At 52.8% G+C, this 18021-nt stretch carries 19 protein-coding genes, 1 tRNA gene and 1 riboswitch; of the genes, 12 read left to right on the forward strand and 8 right to left on the reverse strand.

Annotated features, from left to right (window positions below; genetic code table 11):
- Positions 1–11 precede the first annotated feature (11 nt).
- Positions 12–1415, reverse strand: coding sequence for an amidase family protein (locus tag KNP60_RS11705; protein WP_084592822.1), 1404 nt, complete (start codon positions 1413–1415; stop codon positions 12–14).
- A gap of 111 nt (positions 1416–1526) precedes the next feature.
- On the opposite strand from KNP60_RS11705, the gene KNP60_RS11710 reads away from it, so the two are divergent.
- Together KNP60_RS11710 and msrA are read left to right on the forward strand one after the other, a co-directional pair.
- Entirely contained in the window at positions 1527–1688 is a 162-nt protein-coding gene (locus KNP60_RS11710) for a hypothetical protein (RefSeq protein WP_034777709.1), read from the forward strand.
- Between the two features lie 44 nt (positions 1689–1732).
- Positions 1733–1833, forward strand: a riboswitch (SAM riboswitch).
- 63 nt (positions 1834–1896) lie between these two features.
- Complete coding sequence (gene msrA / locus KNP60_RS11715) at positions 1897–2409, forward strand: peptide-methionine (S)-S-oxide reductase MsrA (RefSeq protein ID WP_034777710.1); 513 nt, start codon at positions 1897–1899, stop codon at positions 2407–2409.
- Positions 2410–2437: 28 nt separating this feature from the next.
- Here the strand turns inward: msrA and KNP60_RS11720 are convergent, their stop codons facing one another.
- Positions 2438–3301: a GRP family sugar transporter gene (locus KNP60_RS11720; RefSeq protein WP_034777713.1), complete on the reverse strand. Its 864-nt coding sequence runs from the start codon at positions 3299–3301 to the stop codon at positions 2438–2440.
- Between the two features lie 133 nt (positions 3302–3434).
- Between KNP60_RS11720 and KNP60_RS11725 the strand changes: the two genes are divergently transcribed.
- The 3 genes from KNP60_RS11725 to KNP60_RS11735 all read left to right on the forward strand — a co-directional run bounded on the left by KNP60_RS11725 (position 3435) and on the right by KNP60_RS11735 (position 4587).
- A tRNA-Ala gene (locus KNP60_RS11725) sits at positions 3435–3507 on the forward strand.
- Between the two features lie 114 nt (positions 3508–3621).
- Complete coding sequence (locus KNP60_RS11730; protein WP_034777716.1) at positions 3622–3954, forward strand: four-helix bundle copper-binding protein; 333 nt, start codon at positions 3622–3624, stop codon at positions 3952–3954.
- Between the two features lie 66 nt (positions 3955–4020).
- A complete protein-coding gene (locus KNP60_RS11735) occupies positions 4021–4587 on the forward strand; it encodes a 3'-5' exonuclease (RefSeq protein ID WP_214707664.1) in 567 nt (188 codons plus the stop codon).
- A 43-nt stretch (positions 4588–4630) separates the two neighbouring features.
- Here KNP60_RS11735 and KNP60_RS11740 read toward each other — a convergent pair whose 3' ends face one another.
- From KNP60_RS11740 to KNP60_RS11760, 5 genes are all read right to left on the reverse strand, one after another.
- The gene (locus KNP60_RS11740; protein ID WP_052090129.1) at positions 4631–5689 is read right to left on the reverse strand and encodes a bifunctional glycosyltransferase family 2/GtrA family protein; all 1059 of its coding nucleotides are present in this window, start codon (positions 5687–5689) and stop codon (positions 4631–4633) included.
- 102 nt (positions 5690–5791) lie between these two features.
- Positions 5792–6781: a sodium:calcium antiporter gene (locus KNP60_RS11745; RefSeq protein WP_034777723.1), complete on the reverse strand. Its 990-nt coding sequence runs from the start codon at positions 6779–6781 to the stop codon at positions 5792–5794.
- Between the two features lie 214 nt (positions 6782–6995).
- The gene (locus KNP60_RS11750) at positions 6996–7844 is read right to left on the reverse strand and encodes an HD domain-containing protein (protein ID WP_034777725.1); all 849 of its coding nucleotides are present in this window, start codon (positions 7842–7844) and stop codon (positions 6996–6998) included.
- A 111-nt stretch (positions 7845–7955) separates the two neighbouring features.
- The gene (locus KNP60_RS11755; protein WP_034777727.1) at positions 7956–8660 is read right to left on the reverse strand and encodes an SDR family NAD(P)-dependent oxidoreductase; all 705 of its coding nucleotides are present in this window, start codon (positions 8658–8660) and stop codon (positions 7956–7958) included.
- A 52-nt stretch (positions 8661–8712) separates the two neighbouring features.
- Complete coding sequence (locus KNP60_RS11760; protein ID WP_034779918.1) at positions 8713–9258, reverse strand: glycerol-3-phosphate responsive antiterminator; 546 nt, start codon at positions 9256–9258, stop codon at positions 8713–8715.
- A gap of 127 nt (positions 9259–9385) precedes the next feature.
- Here KNP60_RS11760 and KNP60_RS11765 point away from each other — a divergent pair, with 127 nt between their 5' ends.
- Together KNP60_RS11765 and KNP60_RS11770 are read left to right on the forward strand one after the other, a co-directional pair.
- Positions 9386–9805 (forward strand): GNAT family N-acetyltransferase, encoded by a 420-nt coding sequence (locus tag KNP60_RS11765; RefSeq protein WP_034777729.1) that lies wholly within the window; start codon positions 9386–9388, stop codon positions 9803–9805.
- A gap of 37 nt (positions 9806–9842) precedes the next feature.
- Positions 9843–11021, forward strand: coding sequence for a cation:proton antiporter (locus tag KNP60_RS11770; RefSeq protein WP_034777732.1), 1179 nt, complete (start codon positions 9843–9845; stop codon positions 11019–11021).
- 45 nt (positions 11022–11066) lie between these two features.
- Here the strand turns inward: KNP60_RS11770 and KNP60_RS11775 are convergent, their stop codons facing one another.
- A complete protein-coding gene (locus tag KNP60_RS11775) occupies positions 11067–11696 on the reverse strand; it encodes a DedA family protein (protein ID WP_214753230.1) in 630 nt (209 codons plus the stop codon).
- A gap of 102 nt (positions 11697–11798) precedes the next feature.
- Between KNP60_RS11775 and KNP60_RS11780 the strand changes: the two genes are divergently transcribed.
- The 5 genes from KNP60_RS11780 to argH all read left to right on the forward strand — a co-directional run bounded on the left by KNP60_RS11780 (position 11799) and on the right by argH (position 17954).
- Positions 11799–12356, forward strand: a complete 558-nt coding sequence (locus KNP60_RS11780) for a DNA-3-methyladenine glycosylase I (protein WP_214753228.1) — start codon at positions 11799–11801, stop codon at positions 12354–12356.
- A 123-nt stretch (positions 12357–12479) separates the two neighbouring features.
- Positions 12480–13967 (forward strand): sodium/proline symporter PutP, encoded by a 1488-nt coding sequence (gene putP, locus KNP60_RS11785; protein WP_214753226.1) that lies wholly within the window; start codon positions 12480–12482, stop codon positions 13965–13967.
- Positions 13968–14092: 125 nt separating this feature from the next.
- Positions 14093–15241 (forward strand): CapA family protein, encoded by a 1149-nt coding sequence (locus KNP60_RS11790; RefSeq protein WP_251130434.1) that lies wholly within the window; start codon positions 14093–14095, stop codon positions 15239–15241.
- 126 nt (positions 15242–15367) lie between these two features.
- On the forward strand, positions 15368–16579 hold the full coding sequence (locus KNP60_RS11795) for an argininosuccinate synthase (protein ID WP_029595378.1): 1212 nt from the start codon (positions 15368–15370) through the stop codon (positions 16577–16579).
- Positions 16572–17954, forward strand: a complete 1383-nt coding sequence (gene argH, locus KNP60_RS11800; RefSeq protein ID WP_214797539.1) for an argininosuccinate lyase — start codon at positions 16572–16574, stop codon at positions 17952–17954. The genes KNP60_RS11795 and argH overlap by 8 nt, the downstream gene beginning before the upstream one ends.
- Positions 17955–18021: the final 67 nt, after the last annotated feature.

The raw sequence follows: 18021 nt of genomic DNA on the forward strand, positions 1-18021 counted from the left end.
GTGCAACGTTCTTATAACGGTGGAACGGGACGCGAAATATGTCGCTCGAACGCATACGCCAGACGAATCAAGTCACGTTCGGCATAACTCGTCCCGGTGAACGATAGGCCGAACGGCGCCCCGCTCGCTTTCAAGCGATATGGGATCGTGATGGTTGGATGCCCGGCTTTTGCCGCCATGTCATAGTTCAAATCGTGAGGCAAGACGAGCGCGTGCAACTGCTGTTCGTTTAATAGGCGGTCGAGTCCGTCCGTCTTGGCGTCACGTACGTCATCGAGCCGGCGCGTTAAATAGGCCGCCTCGATGAGACGTCCCGACAATCTTTCCGCTTTCTCGAACGTCTTTTGTCCGTGCGGGATCGTCTCAGGATGTCTGTTGTTCCAGTCCATCAAATCCGACAACGTCTCGTACGGGAGCGTCGTCGTGGCCAGGTACGCCTCGATCCCGAGTTTGAACTCGTGGTACAAAATATCGCCTTGGTCGAGCGTATCATGGGCGGGCAGTTCGACTTCGACAAGGTCGATGCCGCTCTGTTTCAACAGCTCGGTCGTCTCACCGTATAATGCTTGTTCTTCTGCTGATAAATCAGCTTTGACGATCCCGACACGCATCCCGACCGCTTGGCGCTCGTCGAGGCACGTCCGATACGGCGGGCCGGCCGGGAGGTTGAGTGTCGCCGGGTCCGCCGGGTCTTCCCCTACCATCGCCTCAAGTGCCCTTACCGCGTCTTCGAGCGTTCGTGCCATCGGTCCCGCCGTGTCTTGCGACCGCGAAATCGGGATGATGCCACTCCGACTGATGAGGCCGACGGTCGGTTTGATGCCGACGATGCCATTGTGCACGCTCGGATGGATGATGGAGCCGCTCGTCTCGCTACCGACAGCGAGCAGTGTCAGGTTCGCTGCGACCGCAGAGGCCGAACCTGAGCTCGAACCTCCGACATCGAGCTTATCCCCATATGGATTGAGCGTCTGCCCACCGACACCGCTCCAGCCGTTCGGCATGCCCTCGGTCAAAAAGTTGGCCCATTCGGACAAGTTCGCTTTCCCGAGGATGATGGCCCCGCTCGCTCGCAGGTTTTGGACGAGATGGGCGTCCCGGCCTGCGAAGTGATGTTCGAGGGCGACGGCCCCGGCCGTCGTCTTCATGAGTCCGGCTGTCTCGACATTGTCTTTGATCAGCACCGGGATGCCGAGTAGCGGCAAGCGTAGCCCGCGACGAAACGCCCGGTCAGCCGACTCGGCCTCGAACAACGCGTCCGGGTTCACTTGAATGACCGCCTTCAGTTTGTCGTTGAACTGGGCGATCCGGGTCAAATAGTAGGCCGTCACGTCACGTGCCGTAAACGTTCCTTCTTTATATCCGCGATGGGCAGATTCGATATCGAGTTCCATAAAATCAAATGTGTCAGTCATATTGATTCCTCCTTTGGTCACTCGATGGTATTCGCTATCGACATTTGATTTCCTGTTTTCGTTCGCCAACGAATGTGTAACTTGGTACACTGAAAGAAAAGGGAGGTTACTATGAACCGTTCGTACGTACTCGTCTTATTGTCCGTCTTTGCCTTGTTCTTCTTACAGTTATATGCCGGGGACGCCCCGTATACGCTACCGCTCTCCATCGTGCTCGTCATCCTGATCCTCGGTGCCACCTTGCTCCAACTACGGCGCAAGCCAAACCGTTGACGCCGCTTCAAATCTGATGGTATGATGCTGTCACCAACTACATATCGATATCTTGAGTGAACGAGAGACCTGGCTCTATGACTTCACAGCAACCTGCTACGGCAAGGTGCTACTACCAGCAAGGCGATTGCCTTGGCCGATATGACAGAGCGCTCATGTCGATGACATGGGCGCTTTTTTTGGGAATGAAGATGAGGGGGACAAGATAATGGAGAAAGCAACATTCGCAGGCGGCTGTTTTTGGTGCATGGTGACGCCATTCGAGGAACAACCCGGCATCGAGTCGATCGTATCAGGTTATACGGGAGGTCACGTCGACGATCCGACGTATGAACAAGTGAAGACAGGGACGACCGGACACTATGAGGTCGTCGAGATCACGTTCGACCCGACGCTGTTCGCTTATGAGCGACTGCTCGAACTGTATTGGATTCAGACCGATCCGACCGATGACGGCGGTCAATTCCAAGACCGAGGCAGTCAATATGCGCCGGCCATCTTCTATCATACGGAAGAACAACGTGTGAAAGCAGAGCAGAGTCGCGACGCGCTCGCGGCGAGCGGACGTTTCCAACAGCCGATCGTCACGAAGATTTTACCGGCCGACACGTTCTATCCGGCCGAGGAGTACCATCAAGACTTCCATAAAAAAAATCCGGCCCACTATAAAGAGGACCGGAAAAAATCTGGGCGTGACGCATTCATCGAACAAGCCTGGTAAGCGAAAGACGGGTCGTCTGACCCGTCTTTTAGCTTTTAGCGATTCCGAGCATGAATCCGGCCACGACGATGAGGCCGATACCCATAAAGACGAAGACACGTTCTTTCGTCGTCTTCTCTTCTTTTAATAGATAGATCCCGCCGAGCGTCGCCACGACGACGTTCAATTGCGACAAGGCGAATGACGTCGCGATTCCGACTTCACCGCTCGACACGAACAGCCCGAAGTTCCCGATCCCCCAGGCGATCCCGGCCAAGATGTTTTTGAACGTCTTCGGATCGAACTTCTTCACATCTTTCTCACGCAGGCTGAACAACAGCGCCGCGACGAACATCCCGACCGACTGTGGCAAGATCGCCGTGATCCCGTCGACCTCGAAATAGTTCGTCAGGACGGCGTACGTCACGTAACCGATACTCGACACGAGCAGAACGAGCAAGCCTTTCTTCAAGGCGCCGCTGCTGTCGCCGTCTTTGTTCTGCTGATACGACGTCAACGCAGCCCCAATCACGATGAGAACGAGCGCCGAAAATCCGAGCCATAGTTCGGTCGTCGTTTTCCAGTCTCCGAGGACGATGACACCGAACAACGATGTACCGAGAAGCTGCATGCCGGTGCTGATCGGCATCGCCTTCGAGACACTTAAAATTTGAAACGATTGGAACTGTAAATATTGTCCGAGTGCCCAAAACGCGCCGGAGATGAATCCGGTCACGATTGCGAGCGTCGTGAACCCGGGATTGAACACGAGTGCGATAATGACTGCCATCACCATCGCCCCGATTGTCGTCCCGATCAACTGTTGAATCGGCTTCCCGCCGACCTTTGAGACGATGAGCGGGATGCTCCCCCACATCAAGGCAGGTAAGAGTGCGAGTAAAATCATTTCCATACATGACACCTGCTTTCGTAATATAACATCATTTGTGATTTTCCCGCGTTCAGTGCTGATTAAACTTTGTTCAAAAAAATTAAAAATAGCCATTGCCAAATGTTTTACTAGGATGATATAATAATTTTCGAACGGGGCATTAGCTCAGCTGGGAGAGCGCCACGCTGGCAGCGTGGAGGTCAGCGGTTCGAGCCCGCTATGCTCCATTATTGAAGTCACCACTCATTCGAGGGGTGACTTTTTTGCGTCGCCGCTCGGTTTAACTCATCCGCTAGCGGGTAATGATTGTAAGACATCATTATTCTAAAGGGGGACTTATCATGGACCGAGCCTCTGTCGAAGAGACCATTTTAGCCGTCATCGACTGTATGCGGGCAAGCAATCATTGTTTCTCAAAATGCTTACAAGAAGAAGACTTGTTGATGGTCGCCGAGTGTATCCGGCTGACGAAAGAATGTTCGGAAGTGTGTGCACTCGCCTTGAACGCGCTCGAGACCGATTCGGCTTTCACCAAACCGATTGGTGCACTCTGCGCCCAGGTGTGTGACACGTGCGCCGTCGAATGTGGCCGCCACTTGCACGACCATTGCCAACGCTGTGCCGAAGCATGTCTCCGCTGTGCCGAAGCATGCCGCAACCTCGTGGCCGCATAATCGCTTTTTAGTCTAACGATATGTTAGACTTTTTTTATACTTGTTTTTACGAGAAAGGGATCAATTATGCCACATTCAATTCTTGCCATCGACGTCGAGACGGCGAACCGCGATAGTCGCAGCATCTGCTCTGTCGGCTGGAGCCTGCTCGTCGACGGTGAAATCATCGAAACGAACCAACTGCTCGTCAATCCGGAGGAAGACTTCGATGCCGGCAATATCCGGGTCCACGGCATCCGGCCAAGCGATGTCTGGGACGCCCCAGCGTTACCCGAGGTGCTCGAACAGCTCTATCCGACGCTGCGGGATGTCGATCTCGTCATGGCACACAACGCTTCGTTCGATATGGGCGCGTTCAAGAAAGCGATCGCCAAATACGATTTATATACGTTTCCGACGATCGAGTACGGCTGTACCGTCAAGTTGTCGAGAAAACTGTATCCAGGTCTGCCGAATCACAAGCTGAACACGATGGCGGAATATTTGAACGTCCCGTTCATCCACCACGATGCGGCTGAAGATGCTCGCGTCTGTGCCCTGCTCATGCGCGACATGATGCAGAAGACCGGGATCCATGATCCGCGTGAACTGCACCGGTACACATCGGTCAAGCTCGGAAAACTCGCTTATTGAACGATATGCATGCCAGACAGGCCAAGACACACGTCTTGGCCTGTTAGCGTTTAAAGATCCATTTTTTCTGGACATAATAACTGACGACGAACAAGAAGCTGTCGACGAACACTTTGATCCACACCTCACCGTCGCGGATGACATAGAACAGCGCATAGACGAGACCGGCCGACAGCGCCATCTGCAATCCGACGAGACCGAAGTATTTCGGCATCGCCCGCTTCGCCTTCGAATGGAACACAATTTTCCGATTGACGAAATAATTGAACAGCGATGACAGGATACGGGCCACGACCGTCGCAATCAAGACGTGCGTCGTCTCGAACCACGGATTCAACAAATAGACGAACAAGGCATAGAACCCGATGTCTAACAGAAATGATGCGACCGATGATAATGAATAGGCCAAAAACATGCGATAGATAAGAATCGAGTCGATCACCGGCCGGAAATGGGACGAGGCGTTTTCTGCCACATAGACGGTTTGAATTGGTGTCTGATGAATCGGAACTTGCAATCGTTTCGTGAACGTCAACATGTTCATCTCGAACTCATAACGGTTCCCCGGCACATCAAGCAATTGTTCTGCATACCGCAGCGGAATCGCCCGGAGGCCGGTTTGGGTGTCCTTCAGACGAAGACCGCTGCCGAGCAACATGACGCCGCGCGTCATCTGATTTCCGAATCGGCTCCGGAACGGGATATCGGACCCTGAAAAGTCGCGGCAGCCCATAATCAAATGATGAGGCCAACGTATGCCTTCTTCATACAGCTTCAAGACGTCGGCCGGCAGATGTTGCCCATCCGCATCGACCGTGATGACCCCGTTCGTTCTAGGGAAATGCTGAACGACATGTCGAATCCCGGTTTTCAACGCCGCACCCTTCCCTTGATTCCGGGTATGCTCGAGCACCGTGACCCATTTTCCGACCTCGTCAAAAATCGGACGGGACGTCTCGGCACTCCCATCGTTCACGACGAACAGATGGACGAACCCTTCTTCTTTCAACTCCCGGACCAGTGTGACGAGCGCTTGATCGGGATTATATGCTGGGATTAATATGACGTAATCATCAAGACGTTCCACGGAATGCATTTGCATCGCCACCCCTCCTTCCCTCCTTCTATACCCAAGTGAGTGAAAAGTGATTCCTCGAACCGCCTCAAACAAAAAACACGATGTCCGAGGACACCGTGTGGTCGATCAACCGATGAAGATGAAGTAAGACGACGCGAAATAGACGAGGACGACGAGAACGGACGGCAAGACGTAGCGGAACTTCGACGTGACATCTTTTCGAAGGACACTGTACATGACCAAGACCGACAAGATCGTGATCCCGATCGCCGTCACCAAGTGTGACGTGGACACATCCGCCAAAATCGAACCGCCTCGGTAGAAGACATCCGACATCGCGATGATGAGCATATTGAAGATGTTACTCCCCAAAATCGAACCGAACGCCAAGTTGACGTTACCAAGCTTCAAGGCGACGAAGACGGCGACCGCTTCTGGGAGCGACGTCGAGGCCGCGATCAAGAAACTGCCGACAAAGCTCGAACCGAGTCCGGTCACGACGGCGATTTGGTCACCTAACACTGAAAGCGCCGTTCCGGCCGCCATGATGACGAGTGCGGCGATGATGAAGCCGATGACCGCGCGCTTGATCGGAATTGAGTCGGTGACGCTGACACCGACTTCTTGCTCGACTTCCCGTTCTGTCGTAGGTTCTTTTGGACGTTGTCCGATATAGTAAATCCCAACCGCGTACAACCCTGCAATCAATAAGGCATCGATCCCGATCCCGAGAATCGTGAAGTCGATGCGGATGACGAGTGCGAGCATCGTCACGAGCGTCAACATCAAACCGAGACTCGCCGTGTAGAGGTGATCCCGACTTGCTTCGTTAAATAGACGCTTCTGACGATAATACAAGTCAAACATCGCCAAGATAAAGATGTTGAACAAGTTCGAGCCGAGCATGTTCCCGATGGCGATGTCCGGGTTATTGATCATGACGGCCGATACGCTCGTCGTCACTTCCGGAAGCGATGTCGCTCCGGCAAGCAACACGGTCCCGACGAGCATGCCGCTCATCGTCGACTTCTCGCTGATGACGTCGGCATACGTCGATAATTTGATGGCAGCATACACGGTGAGTGCTGCGGCCAAGATGAAGTAAATAAATACCATTTTCTGTGTCTCCCCTTTTTCAAAAAATCAAAAAAGACCTTTTTATGGACGCCGAAGAAGCATCCATAAAAAGGTCTCGCGGACTTGGATCAGAAGCTCGATGGACCGAGTGCGTTGCACCGTAGTGACGATCCATCGACCACATTCGTGGTCGCTACTCCCCTTCTTATGTTCACGATGAATATATCACGTTTAAGGTCACTTGACAATCATTTCACTCAAGCCACGCGACGATCTCGTCCGACTGCAATGCCATTCGATACGATAATTCATCGATCGCTTGGAGTGCCGGGAGCGACAAGCGTTCCCACAGTCCAGCTTCTTTCAATTGAGCCGACAAGGCGTCGAGCTCGAGTTGATTGACCTCGGTCCCGTGACGATACCCTTCGCGCATCGTCTCGTTCAGCTCGAAAGCGGTCTGACAAAGCGTCGTCGTCTCTTGAAGCCACTCTTCTTCACGGAACCCATGTCTGATGACACCGAACAACTTCTCTAACTTCTCGGTCCGCCCTTCTTCGACTCCGTAAAACAACAAGTTCATTTCCGTCTCGAACGCTTCGATGAGCGTCGTCGTCTGCGCGAACGGCTTCAACGCATGGAGCAGTTCATGATAATACCAGGACTGGTCGCGGAGCGGCCGATTGAAACGGTCCCATACTTGTTTGCCGGCAGACTCGACGTCGAGACGAATCGAACGCAGATTATGTAGCTTGTCCGCGGCCAAGAGTGCGACTTCATCATACTGCATCGTCCGCACATGCTGAATCGTCATCCGTTTGCGTTCTTCCCACGACTGGTGTTTCCCCGGCTCGGACACAGCCTTGACTAGACGTGTCACTTCATGTCCAAATCGTTCACTCAGTTCATCAGGTGTCGTCAACGTATCTTCGAGCAAGTCGTGGAGCAGACCCGCCACGACGACCGGGACGGGTTGCCGATCTTCGACGAGCAACATGGAGACCGCCACAGGATGGGTCAAGTAAGGAATATTCGTTCCTTTTCGAAACTGTCCGTCGTGACGGACGGCCGCGAAACGGAGTGCCTCCTCGATGATTTGATGCACGACGCTTCCTCCTTCGCTAGTTTCAATGTACTCCCCATCCTATACCCGTCACTAGGCCTTTACACGCATATCGGTTGTTGAAAGATAGGGTAATGGTCCCAGTTTCTTGATTCAAGCTTCGTAAATCATCTTTTTCGTCATGCCCCCGTCAACGATCAAATTTTGCCCGTTGACGAAATCGTTTTTCTCGTCAATCAAATAAGAGACGGCACGGACGATATCCTCCGGCGTCCCGACACGTCCTGACGGATGCTGCGCGTGATCGATATCACGAAGGGCTTCATCCGAGGTATGGATCCATCCGGGACTGACCGCATTCACCGTGATTGGTCGTTCAGCCAAAGAGACCGCCATCGACTGAGTCAACGAAACGATCCCGCCTTTTGAGGCGCCGTATGCTTCCCAATCAGCCTCATTCTGAAGCGCGCGGGTCGAGGCCACGTTGATGATGCGGCCGAAATCAGCCCCTTCGTTCAACGTCAAGAAAGCTTTCGAGCAAGCGAACGTCCCGACGAGGTTAACATCGATCACGCGTTTGAACGTCTCGACGTCGAGTTCGGTCATCGGTTTGACGAGTGAGGATACGCCACCGTTATTGATAAGCACATGGGCGGTGCCGACTTCTTGATGAATTACTTTGAATACGCTGTTCACATCCTCATGATCCCCCAAATCCATCTGATGGAACGTCACTCCTTCAAGTTGTGGGTCTTGCCCGATATCGAGTCCGACAACACGATATGTCGTGCTAAAATGGCGGGCCAGTTCCCGCCCGATTCCTTGGCTGACACCGGTTATAATCATCGTCTGTTTCATTGTCATCCCTCCTGAACAGTAGAATACCCTGATTGCATGAAAATGAGTCCTATCAGTTCGACCAAAGTGTTTGGTCAGACGTCGTCACGACGGTCGCACCTGCCTCAAGGGCGGCCTCGATTTCTTCAGACGACGAGATCAAGCCGCCGGCGAAGACTGGAATGTTTGTCGCTGCTTTCACGCACCGGATATATTTCGGGACGAGACCTGGTAATACCTCAATATAATCCGGTTGAGTGCGGTTGATGAGGCGATAACTCTTCTCGAGCGAACTCGAATCGATTAAAAACAGACGCTGCACCGTTTTAACTTGCTTTTGTTTCGCTTTTAAAATGACACTGCCTTTCGTCGAGATGATTCCATACGGTCGAAACGTCTGACACACATATTCGGTCGCATATTCATCCGCCTTCAGACCTTGAATCAAATCGAGATGGACGAACACTTGCTTGTCATGGGCCGCTAGTAACTGAAACACGGCATCAAGCCGGGCCACATGTACTTCAAGCAAGACGCCAACTTTGAATGGCCCTCTCACAAATGTCTCGAGGTCTTTCATGTCTCGGAGAGCAGGCAAAATCGTTTGACCTTCAATCATTCCCACACAACCTTTCTCCATTCCAGTTTCTCTCATTATCTGTACAACGTCATCCGGAAATCAAGGTTTACCGATTCAATATAGCGGGAAAATAATTTTAACTTATGCGCAGAGAGGGAGTAGTGACATGGTGAATGAAGTAGATGTACGGATTGAGACACCGACACCGGAGGAGCATCAACGCCTTCGCGTCAAAGCAGGCATGCCGAAACGTTCCGACTCAGGCACGGTGAAAGGGCTCGCTAACACGTTATACGGCGTTTGTTTATATAAAGACGACACGATGGTCGGGATGGGACGTGTCGTCGGGGACGGCGGCATGGTGTTTCATCTCGTCGATATCGTCGTCGATCCCGAGTGTCAAGGCCTTGGGCTTGGTAAATTGATCATGGAACGATTGATGGATTGGATTTTACAGGAAGCAGACGAGACGGCCATCATTAGTCTGATTGCTGACATTCCGGCAGACGGCCTGTATCGCCAGTTCGGATTTGACTATTCTCGTCCCGAATCGGTCGGGATGGAATATCAATGGAGTGAAAACTGATGGTGAAGCAATCCTTCCCTTTTTTAGGGGGTGACGTATGGACGTATTCAATGTAATCGTATTCCTCGGATTGGCACTCACCGTAATTTCGGTGCTCAGTTTGATTATCGAGCGGTTGTTCTTTCCTAGTATCCTCGCCTTCATTGCCATCGGCGTCGCGGTCGGCTTCTTTTGGGACGGGAATGAGGTCTTCAAAATCGCCGGGGAAATCGGGATTATTCTGTTATTCTTTCTACTCGGTTTAAAGTTTCCGCTGAGCGAGCTCGTCAAGCGAATGAAACAAGTGTGGAAAGCAGGCGTCCTAGATGTCCTTCTCGCCTTCGGGGTCACGATTGGAATCGCTTTGTTGTTTGGTCTCGACTTCTCACAAGCATTTTTGATCGGTGCCGTCCTCTATGCGACGAGTTCGTCGATTTCGGCGAAACTTCTCGAGCGACATTCTGAAAAACATGAAGATGTGAAAGAGTTCGTACTGGCGCTCCTTATCTTCGAAGACATTTTCGCCCCGCTCATTTTGACCGTGGCCCCGTTCATCATCCAAGACGAACCGATCGCTTTCACGGACATCGGGAAAGTGTTCGCCGGATTTCTGATTTTCGGAGTGCTCCTCTTCATCGGGTCTCGTTTCGTTTTGAACCGACAGCGGTTCGTCAAACATCTGTTGCGACAAGATGATGCGAGTATCGGTTTGATTGGATTGATTTTATTCTTTGCCGGGATTGGCATGGTGTTCGGCCTGTCCGAGATTCTCGGGGCGTTCATTGCCGGAATCATGCTTGCGGGCATCCACGATGTGCGGCCGTTGAAACGATTGACCGTACCCGTTCGCGACTTGTTCTTGCCGATTTTCTTCATCTCGTTCGGGATCTCCATCAATCTCGATCAAGGGGTCATCGTCAATGCCCTCTTCTTCGTCCTGATCGTTTGGGGCGTGTTATCGAAGTGGATCGTCGGACGCGTCGGGGGTCGCATGTATGGCTTGACGCGGGTGCAGGCGAACGAGGCCGGCTTCTCACTCGCCCCGCGTGGCGAGTTCTCGATCTTGTTCACCGCCCTATCAAACGGAGCGATCAACTTATTTGTCGGTCTCTATATTTTCGTCTCGGCCATCGTCGGCATCGTCTTGTTCCGCTTCTCTGAGATTCTTGCTAACAAGACGGAGGAAAAACTTGAGAAAGTACTTCCCGATGAGACAAAAAATAAAGAAGATCAATGATAGAACACAAAGGAGGACCTTCGCGTGAAGGTCCTCCTTTGTTCGTCAAAATGATGATGCTTGTTTCGACTGTTTTTTCTTCCGTTTCTTGCGCCAGATGAAAAAGACAATCAGACAGACGGCCAATAATCCATATATCGCGTACGAATACACATCTAAATATCGTAAAATCGATTCCCAATTCTCACCGACCCGGATGCCGATATAAATGAGAATCGTGTTCCAAATGACCGTGCCGGCCGTACTGAGCAACAAGAACTTCAGAAACGGCATATTCGACATGCCGGCCGGTAACGAGATCAAGCTTCGGACGACGGGCATCAATCGTCCAAAGAACACCATCCAGCCCCCATATTTGTCGAACCAAGCATCCGCCCGTCGAACGTCCGCGATATCGAGCCGAATCCATTTCCCGTATTTCTTCGTCCACTTCTCAATCTGTTCGACATCTAAATATAATCCGATCCCATATAACAAAATCGCTCCTAAAATGGCACCGGCTGTCGCAGCGAAAATGACGAGCGGGACGTTCAAATCAGTTTTCACGGCAAAGAATCCACCGAACAAGAGCACGACCTCTGATGGAATCGGCGGGAACACATTTTCAATAAAGATCATGAACGCGATACCGAAATAACCGAACTGTTCAATGACCTGGATCATCCACTCTCTCATATCGTTCAACCTCCAATATCCCCTATTATACCCGTCACCTCACTTCAAAAACCGTCCCGACGTGCTAAAATGAAGTACTTGAACGAAAGCGAGGAAACGACAATGACCGAACCGATACGTTGCCCTTGGTGCGGTACAGACCCCATGTACGTCCGTTATCATGACGAGGAATGGGGCAAACCCGTCCACGACGATCAGAAGCACTTCGAATGTTTGACCCTTGAGAGCGCCCAGGCGGGACTCAGTTGGATCACCATTTTACGAAAGCGCGACCATTACCGGGAAGCCTACGCCAACTTCGACGTCGAAGCGGTCGCCTCGTTCGACGAAACGGATGTTGAACGGTTGTTGGCCAATCCCGGTATCGTCCGAAACCGCCGGAAAATCGAGGCGTCAATCAATAATGCCAAGCGCTTCATCGAGATTCAACAAGAGTTCGGCACGTTCGATGCCTACATCTGGTCGTTCGTCGACAATACAGTGATCAACAACCAATGGGCGGCCAATGACGACATCCCCGCCACGACCGAACTGTCTCATCAGATCAGCAAGGATTTGAAACGGCGTGGATTCAAATTTTTAGGGCCGACGACCGTCTATGCCCATCTGCAGGCGACCGGACTCGTCAATGACCACTTGACCTCTTGCTTCGCTAAATAATTTGATTATTTGGTCAATCCTTCAATAAAATCGTGCACTTGATTCAATTTTGTGACAAAATTTTGACATGGTGCATACCATAAACAAAGAAAGCGTTTTCATTATGATTGAGGGGGATGTTTTATGAACGGGATTTTAATATCCATCACCGTTTACATGGCGCTCATGGTACTACTCGGCGTCATCGCCTATCGGCGGACGGAGAGCATCGGCGACTATATGCTCGGAGGGCGCGGACTCGGTCCCGCCGTCGCGGCTTTGTCGGCAGGTGCTTCCGACATGAGTGGTTGGCTGTTGATGGGACTACCGGGTGCGATGTTCGCGACCGGACTCTCGAGCGGATGGATCGTCATCGGGTTGACGATCGGCGCGTACTTGAACTGGTTGCTCGTCGCACCTCGCTTGCGGACGTACTCGTATTTGTCCGAGGATGCCATCACGATTCCAGATTTTTTCGAGAAACGTTTTAAAGATTCACGCGGCACGTTGCGATCGTTCTCGGCGGCTGTGACACTCATCTTTTTCACCCTCTATGCCACGAGCGGATTCGTGGCCGGCGGCCGGTTATTCAATGCCGTCTTCGGAATTGAGTTCGGGACGGGCGTCTTGATTTTGGCTTCTATCATTATCATCTATACGTTCATCGGAGGATTTTTGGCGGTCAGTTGGACGGATTTCGTTCAAGGGTTGATCATGTTGTTCGCCCTCATCCTCGTCCCGGCCATCGCCATCACGGCGACCGACGGCGTGAGCGCCGCCTTCCAGACGATCGGTGACATCGATGAGGCGCTGCTTGATCCGCTGACTGGTCAGTCGCTCATCGGCATCGTCTCCCTATTCGCCTGGGGGCTCGGTTACTTCGGGCAACCGCACATCATCGTCCGTTTTATGGCCATCGAGAAGTTACAGGACATCAAGAAGGCACGACGGATCGGCATCTCATGGATGCTGTTCACCGTCGTCGGCGCGATGGCGACCGGGCTGTTCGGACTCGCCTATTATACGCAGCGTGGACTTGAGATCGATAACCCAGAAAACATTTTTATTAATTTATCTGATTTATTATTCGTCGATCTCATCACCGGCGTCTTGCTTGCGGCGTTGCTCGCTGCCATCATGTCGACCATCTCGTCACAGCTCCTCGTCTCGTCGAGTGCTGCGACGACCGACTTCTATCAGAAGTTCTTCCGAAGAGACGCCGGCGACCGTGAGCTCGTCATGGTCGGCCGGATCACGGTCATCCTCGTGTCGCTCATCTCGATTTGGCTGGCGTTCGGGGCGGATGATACGATCTTGAACTTGGTCGGTTACGCCTGGGCCGGCTTCGGCTCGTCGTTCGGGCCACTCATCCTGTTCAGCCTGTTCTGGAAACGGACGACGCGACAAGGGGCGCTCGCAGGTATGCTAACCGGTGCCTTCATCGTCATCGTCTGGAAAAACTTTGCCGCCGATTGGTTCGGGACCGTCGGTGAGCTCTATGAGATGATTCCAGCGTTCTTCTTGTCGAGCCTCGCCATTTATGTCGTCAGTCTGATGACACCACCACCGAGCTCGACGATCACGAACGAGTTCGAGGAAATGGAACACATCTTGAAGACAGAACGGATTTAACGATCGAAGTGCCATGCTACTATAGCCTGGCACTTTTTTTTGTCGCCTAACAAGGAAATTGACAGTCTATAGCGAAAGGTACATATAGATCAATTTGTATCATAAGAAAGGAAGTGACTCGTCCCTTGAAACGAGTAATCCCGTATAAACAAGCCATATTGACCTTGCCCCTCCTCTTTCTGTTCGGCTGTGCGACCGCCGACGTCGAGACGTCTACGGAGCAAACGGAGACCCCGGCACCAGAGACCGAGGCGGAGGAGCCGGCACCTGTTCCGGAAGAGCCAGAATCAGTCGTGACGACGACGTCCGTCTATGCGATCGGCGATATCTTGTTACACGACAACGTATATAATGCCGCCAAGAGCGGGGACGGCTATGACTTCACTGCCGCCTTCGAACCGATCGCCCCGATTTTGACCGAGGCCGATATTGCCATCGCCAACCAAGAGAGCATGATTGGTGGCAGTGAGATCGGCTTATCGAGCTACCCGGCCTTCAACAGTCCGTATGAGGTCGGTGATGCGCTCCAAGACGCTGGCATCGACCTGGTGACGACGGCGAACAACCATACGCTCGATCGAGGTGTCACGGCCATCGAGAATTCGATTGCCCACTGGAACGAGATCGGTATGCCGTATACTGGTTCGTTCTTATCGGAAGCGGACAAGGCTGAGATTCGGACGTTGACGAAGAATGATATCTCGTTCGCGTTTCTCGCCTACACGTACGGCACGAACGGGGTCGTTCCGAAACAACCGTACCATGTCAACTACATCGATCTCGAGGCAATGAAGCCTGAGATTGAAGCGGCCGAACAAGCAGCCGACCTCACCGTCGTCTCGCTCCATTTCGGGAATGAATATGAGATACTCCCGAACGAGGCACAACAGACACTCGTCCAAGAGCTGTCTGACCTCGGGGTCGATCTCATCATCGGCCATCACCCCCACGTCCTCCAACCGGTCGCTTGGGTGGACGGCGCTGAAGGCAACCGAACGTTCGTCGCCTACTCGCTCGGCAACTTCCTGTCCGGCCAACAAGGGGACGATCGTAATACGGGTGGCATCGTCGGCATCGATGTCGTCAAGACCGTCGAAGCGGATGAGACGACGTTCGAACTCGCCAATCCGATGTTCTATCCGACGTTCACCCGGCGCTCTAGTGCGGACGGACCGTTCGAGGTCGTGCCGTTACAGACGGCAAAACCCGAGTTGTTCGATGCCACGAGCGAACATATGTCGCAATGGATGCCAGAACTCGAAATCGTTCAATGAAGGATCACTTTCACAAGTGATTCTTTTTTTTTGCCAAAAAAGGTTGCTTTACATGAAATCATCCGTTAGACTAAGTCGTATATTTATAAATACAGATGAATAATTATGTATAAGGGGTGTAAGGAAATGAAACAAAAACTCGTATTAGCTTATTCAGGTGGACTTGACACATCGGTCGCAATCAAATGGTTGGATGAACAGGGATATGACGTCATCGCCTGCTGTTTGAACGTGGGAGAAGGGAAAGACCTGGAGCGCATTCAACAGAAGGCACTCAAAGTCGGGGCCGTCAAATCGGTCGTCATCGATGCGGTCGATGAATTCGTCAACGATTTCGCCCGTTACTCGATGCAGGCACATACAATGTATGAAGGCGTCTATCCACTCGTCTCTGCCCTATCGCGGCCGCTCATCTCGAAGAAGCTAGTCGAGGTCGCGCAAGCCGAAGGTGCCATCGCCGTCGCTCACGGGTGCACGGGGAAAGGGAATGACCAAGTCCGGTTCGAGGTGTCGATTCATGCGCTCGACCCGTCGCTTGAAATCATCGCGCCGGTCCGGGAGTGGAAATGGTCACGGGAAGAAGAAATCGCCTATGCGGCCGAGCACGGTATCCCGATTCCGATCGTCCAAGAAGAGCCGTTCTCGATCGACCAAAACATTTGGGGCCGGGCCGTCGAATGCGGCATTCTTGAGGACCCATGGGCCGCTCCACCGGCGAGCGCTTATGAATTGACGGCACAGCTCGAAGACACTCCGAACGAACCGACGTATGTCGAAATCGAGTTCAACGCCGGCGTACCAGTCGCCATCAATGGACAAGCAGCGACGTTCACAGCCATTCTCGAGCAGTTGAATATCGTCGCCGGGGCTCACGGTATCGGGAAAATCGACCATATCGAAAACCGGGTCGTCGGGATCAAATCGCGGGAAGTGTACGAAGCACCGGGTGCGATGACGCTCATCACGGCACACCAAGCGCTCGAGGCGCTCACACTCGTTCGGGAAGTCGCCCACTTCAAACCAATCGTCGAACAGAAATTGACGGAGACGATCTACAACGGTCTCTGGTACTCGCCACTGACGAAAGCGCTTCTCGCCTTCATCGATGAGACGCAACAGACCGTGACCGGTACGGTCCGGATGAAACTGTTCAAAGGACAAGCCATCGTCGACGGACGGAAGTCGCCGATCTCGCTCTATGACGAACATCTCGCGACGTACACGTCGGCCGACACGTTCGACCAACAAGCCGCCGTCGGTTTCATCAAGTTATGGGGACTGCCGACGAAAGTGCAAGCGGAAGTGCTAGCGGAGAAAGGAACGATGGTGCATGAGTAAACTATGGGGCGGCCGGTTCGAACAGACGGCCAGTGAATGGGTCGACGAATTCGGGGCCTCGATTCATTTCGACGCCCAGCTCGTGTTAGAAGATATTGAAGGGAGCATCGCCCACGTGACGATGCTCGGGGAGCAGCACATTTTGACGGCGGACGAAGTCGCGCAAATCGTCGCGGGGTTGAAGACGCTAGCCAAGAAGGCACAAGCGGACGAATTGACGTTCAACGTCTTCCATGAAGACATCCATATGAACCTCGAGGCCCTCTTGCATGAAGAAATCGGCCCGGTCGCTGGCAAGATGCACACGGCGCGGAGCCGGAACGACCAAGTAGCGACGGATATGCACCTGTATTTGAAACGCCGCGTCCTCGAGACGATTGACGGAATCGAGGCCGTGCAGACGGCGCTCTATGACCACGCCGCTCAAAACGTCGAGTCAATCATGCCGGGTTATACACACTTGCAACGGGCCCAGCCGGTCTCGCTCGCCCACCACTTGCTCGCTTACTTCTGGATGCTCGAGCGCGACAAGGAGCGCTTCAGTGACAGCTTGAAACGGATTGACATGAGCCCGCTCGGAGCGGGTGCTCTCGCTGGGACGACATTCCCGATCGATCGTCATCGCTCGGCCGAGTTGCTCGGTTTCGCCCAAGTCTATCCGAACAGTCTGGACGCCGTCAGCGACCGTGACTTCATCTTAGAGTTCTTGTCGAATGCGTCGCTGCTCATGATGCACTTGTCACGGTTCTGCGAGGAGTTGATCCTTTGGAGCAGCGAAGAGTATCGGTTCATCACGATCTCTGACGTGTTCTCTACGGGATCGAGCATGATGCCTCAGAAGAAGAACCCGGACATGGCCGAACTCGTCCGCGGAAAGTCAGGTCGCGTCGTCGGCAATCTGATGGGACTTTTGACGATTATGAAAGGACTCCCACTCGCCTATAACAAGGACCTGCAAGAAGATAAGGAAGGCATGTTCGACACCGTCAAGACGGTTCAGGGCAGTCTCAGCATCATGGCCGGTATGATTCAAGACATGACGTTCCACACGGAGATGATGAAGCAAGCGACCGAGCGCGATTTCTCGAACGCGACCGAACTCGCCGATTATTTGACGGCAAAAGGGATGCCGTTCCGTGAGGCCCATGAAGTGACGGGCACGCTCGTCCGGTATTGTATCGACCAGCGTCTGTATTTATCAGAATTACCGATTGAGACGTACCAAGCCCACTCTGAGTTGATTGAAGCGGATGTGTACGAGGCACTCTCGCCGGTGACGGCCGTCAAACGCCGCAACAGTTACGGCGGGACGGGCTTTGACTCAGTTCGGATTCAACTGACAGAAGCGAAAGAGAACCTACCGACACATGCGTAAACGATGAGGACCTGGTCAATTTGAACTGCTCCCCGTCAAGTAGACAGGGCAAATAATGAAAACTAGC

It is taken from the genome of Exiguobacterium sp. s5 (assembly GCF_018618075.1).
Taxonomy (GTDB): domain Bacteria; phylum Bacillota; class Bacilli; order Exiguobacteriales; family Exiguobacteriaceae; genus Exiguobacterium; species Exiguobacterium mexicanum_A.

Coding starts and splice junctions, on each gene's coding strand:
- KNP60_RS11705 (WP_084592822.1), bottom strand. CDS start 1,415: ATGACTGACACATTTGATTTTATGGAACTCGATATCGAATCTGCCCAT.
- KNP60_RS11710 (WP_034777709.1), top strand. CDS start 1,527: ATGAACCGTTCGTACGTACTCGTCTTATTGTCCGTCTTTGCCTTGTTC.
- msrA (WP_034777710.1), top strand. CDS start 1,897: ATGGAGAAAGCAACATTCGCAGGCGGCTGTTTTTGGTGCATGGTGACG.
- KNP60_RS11720 (WP_034777713.1), bottom strand. CDS start 3,301: ATGGAAATGATTTTACTCGCACTCTTACCTGCCTTGATGTGGGGGAGC.
- KNP60_RS11730 (WP_034777716.1), top strand. CDS start 3,622: ATGGACCGAGCCTCTGTCGAAGAGACCATTTTAGCCGTCATCGACTGT.
- KNP60_RS11735 (WP_214707664.1), top strand. CDS start 4,021: ATGCCACATTCAATTCTTGCCATCGACGTCGAGACGGCGAACCGCGAT.
- KNP60_RS11740 (WP_052090129.1), bottom strand. CDS start 5,689: ATGCAAATGCATTCCGTGGAACGTCTTGATGATTACGTCATATTAATC.
- KNP60_RS11745 (WP_034777723.1), bottom strand. CDS start 6,781: ATGGTATTTATTTACTTCATCTTGGCCGCAGCACTCACCGTGTATGCT.
- KNP60_RS11755 (WP_034777727.1), bottom strand. CDS start 8,660: ATGAAACAGACGATGATTATAACCGGTGTCAGCCAAGGAATCGGGCGG.
- KNP60_RS11760 (WP_034779918.1), bottom strand. CDS start 9,258: ATGATTGAAGGTCAAACGATTTTGCCTGCTCTCCGAGACATGAAAGAC.
- KNP60_RS11765 (WP_034777729.1), top strand. CDS start 9,386: ATGGTGAATGAAGTAGATGTACGGATTGAGACACCGACACCGGAGGAG.
- KNP60_RS11770 (WP_034777732.1), top strand. CDS start 9,843: ATGGACGTATTCAATGTAATCGTATTCCTCGGATTGGCACTCACCGTA.
- KNP60_RS11775 (WP_214753230.1), bottom strand. CDS start 11,696: ATGAGAGAGTGGATGATCCAGGTCATTGAACAGTTCGGTTATTTCGGT.
- KNP60_RS11780 (WP_214753228.1), top strand. CDS start 11,799: ATGACCGAACCGATACGTTGCCCTTGGTGCGGTACAGACCCCATGTAC.
- putP (WP_214753226.1), top strand. CDS start 12,480: ATGAACGGGATTTTAATATCCATCACCGTTTACATGGCGCTCATGGTA.
- KNP60_RS11795 (WP_029595378.1), top strand. CDS start 15,368: ATGAAACAAAAACTCGTATTAGCTTATTCAGGTGGACTTGACACATCG.
- argH (WP_214797539.1), top strand. CDS start 16,572: ATGAGTAAACTATGGGGCGGCCGGTTCGAACAGACGGCCAGTGAATGG.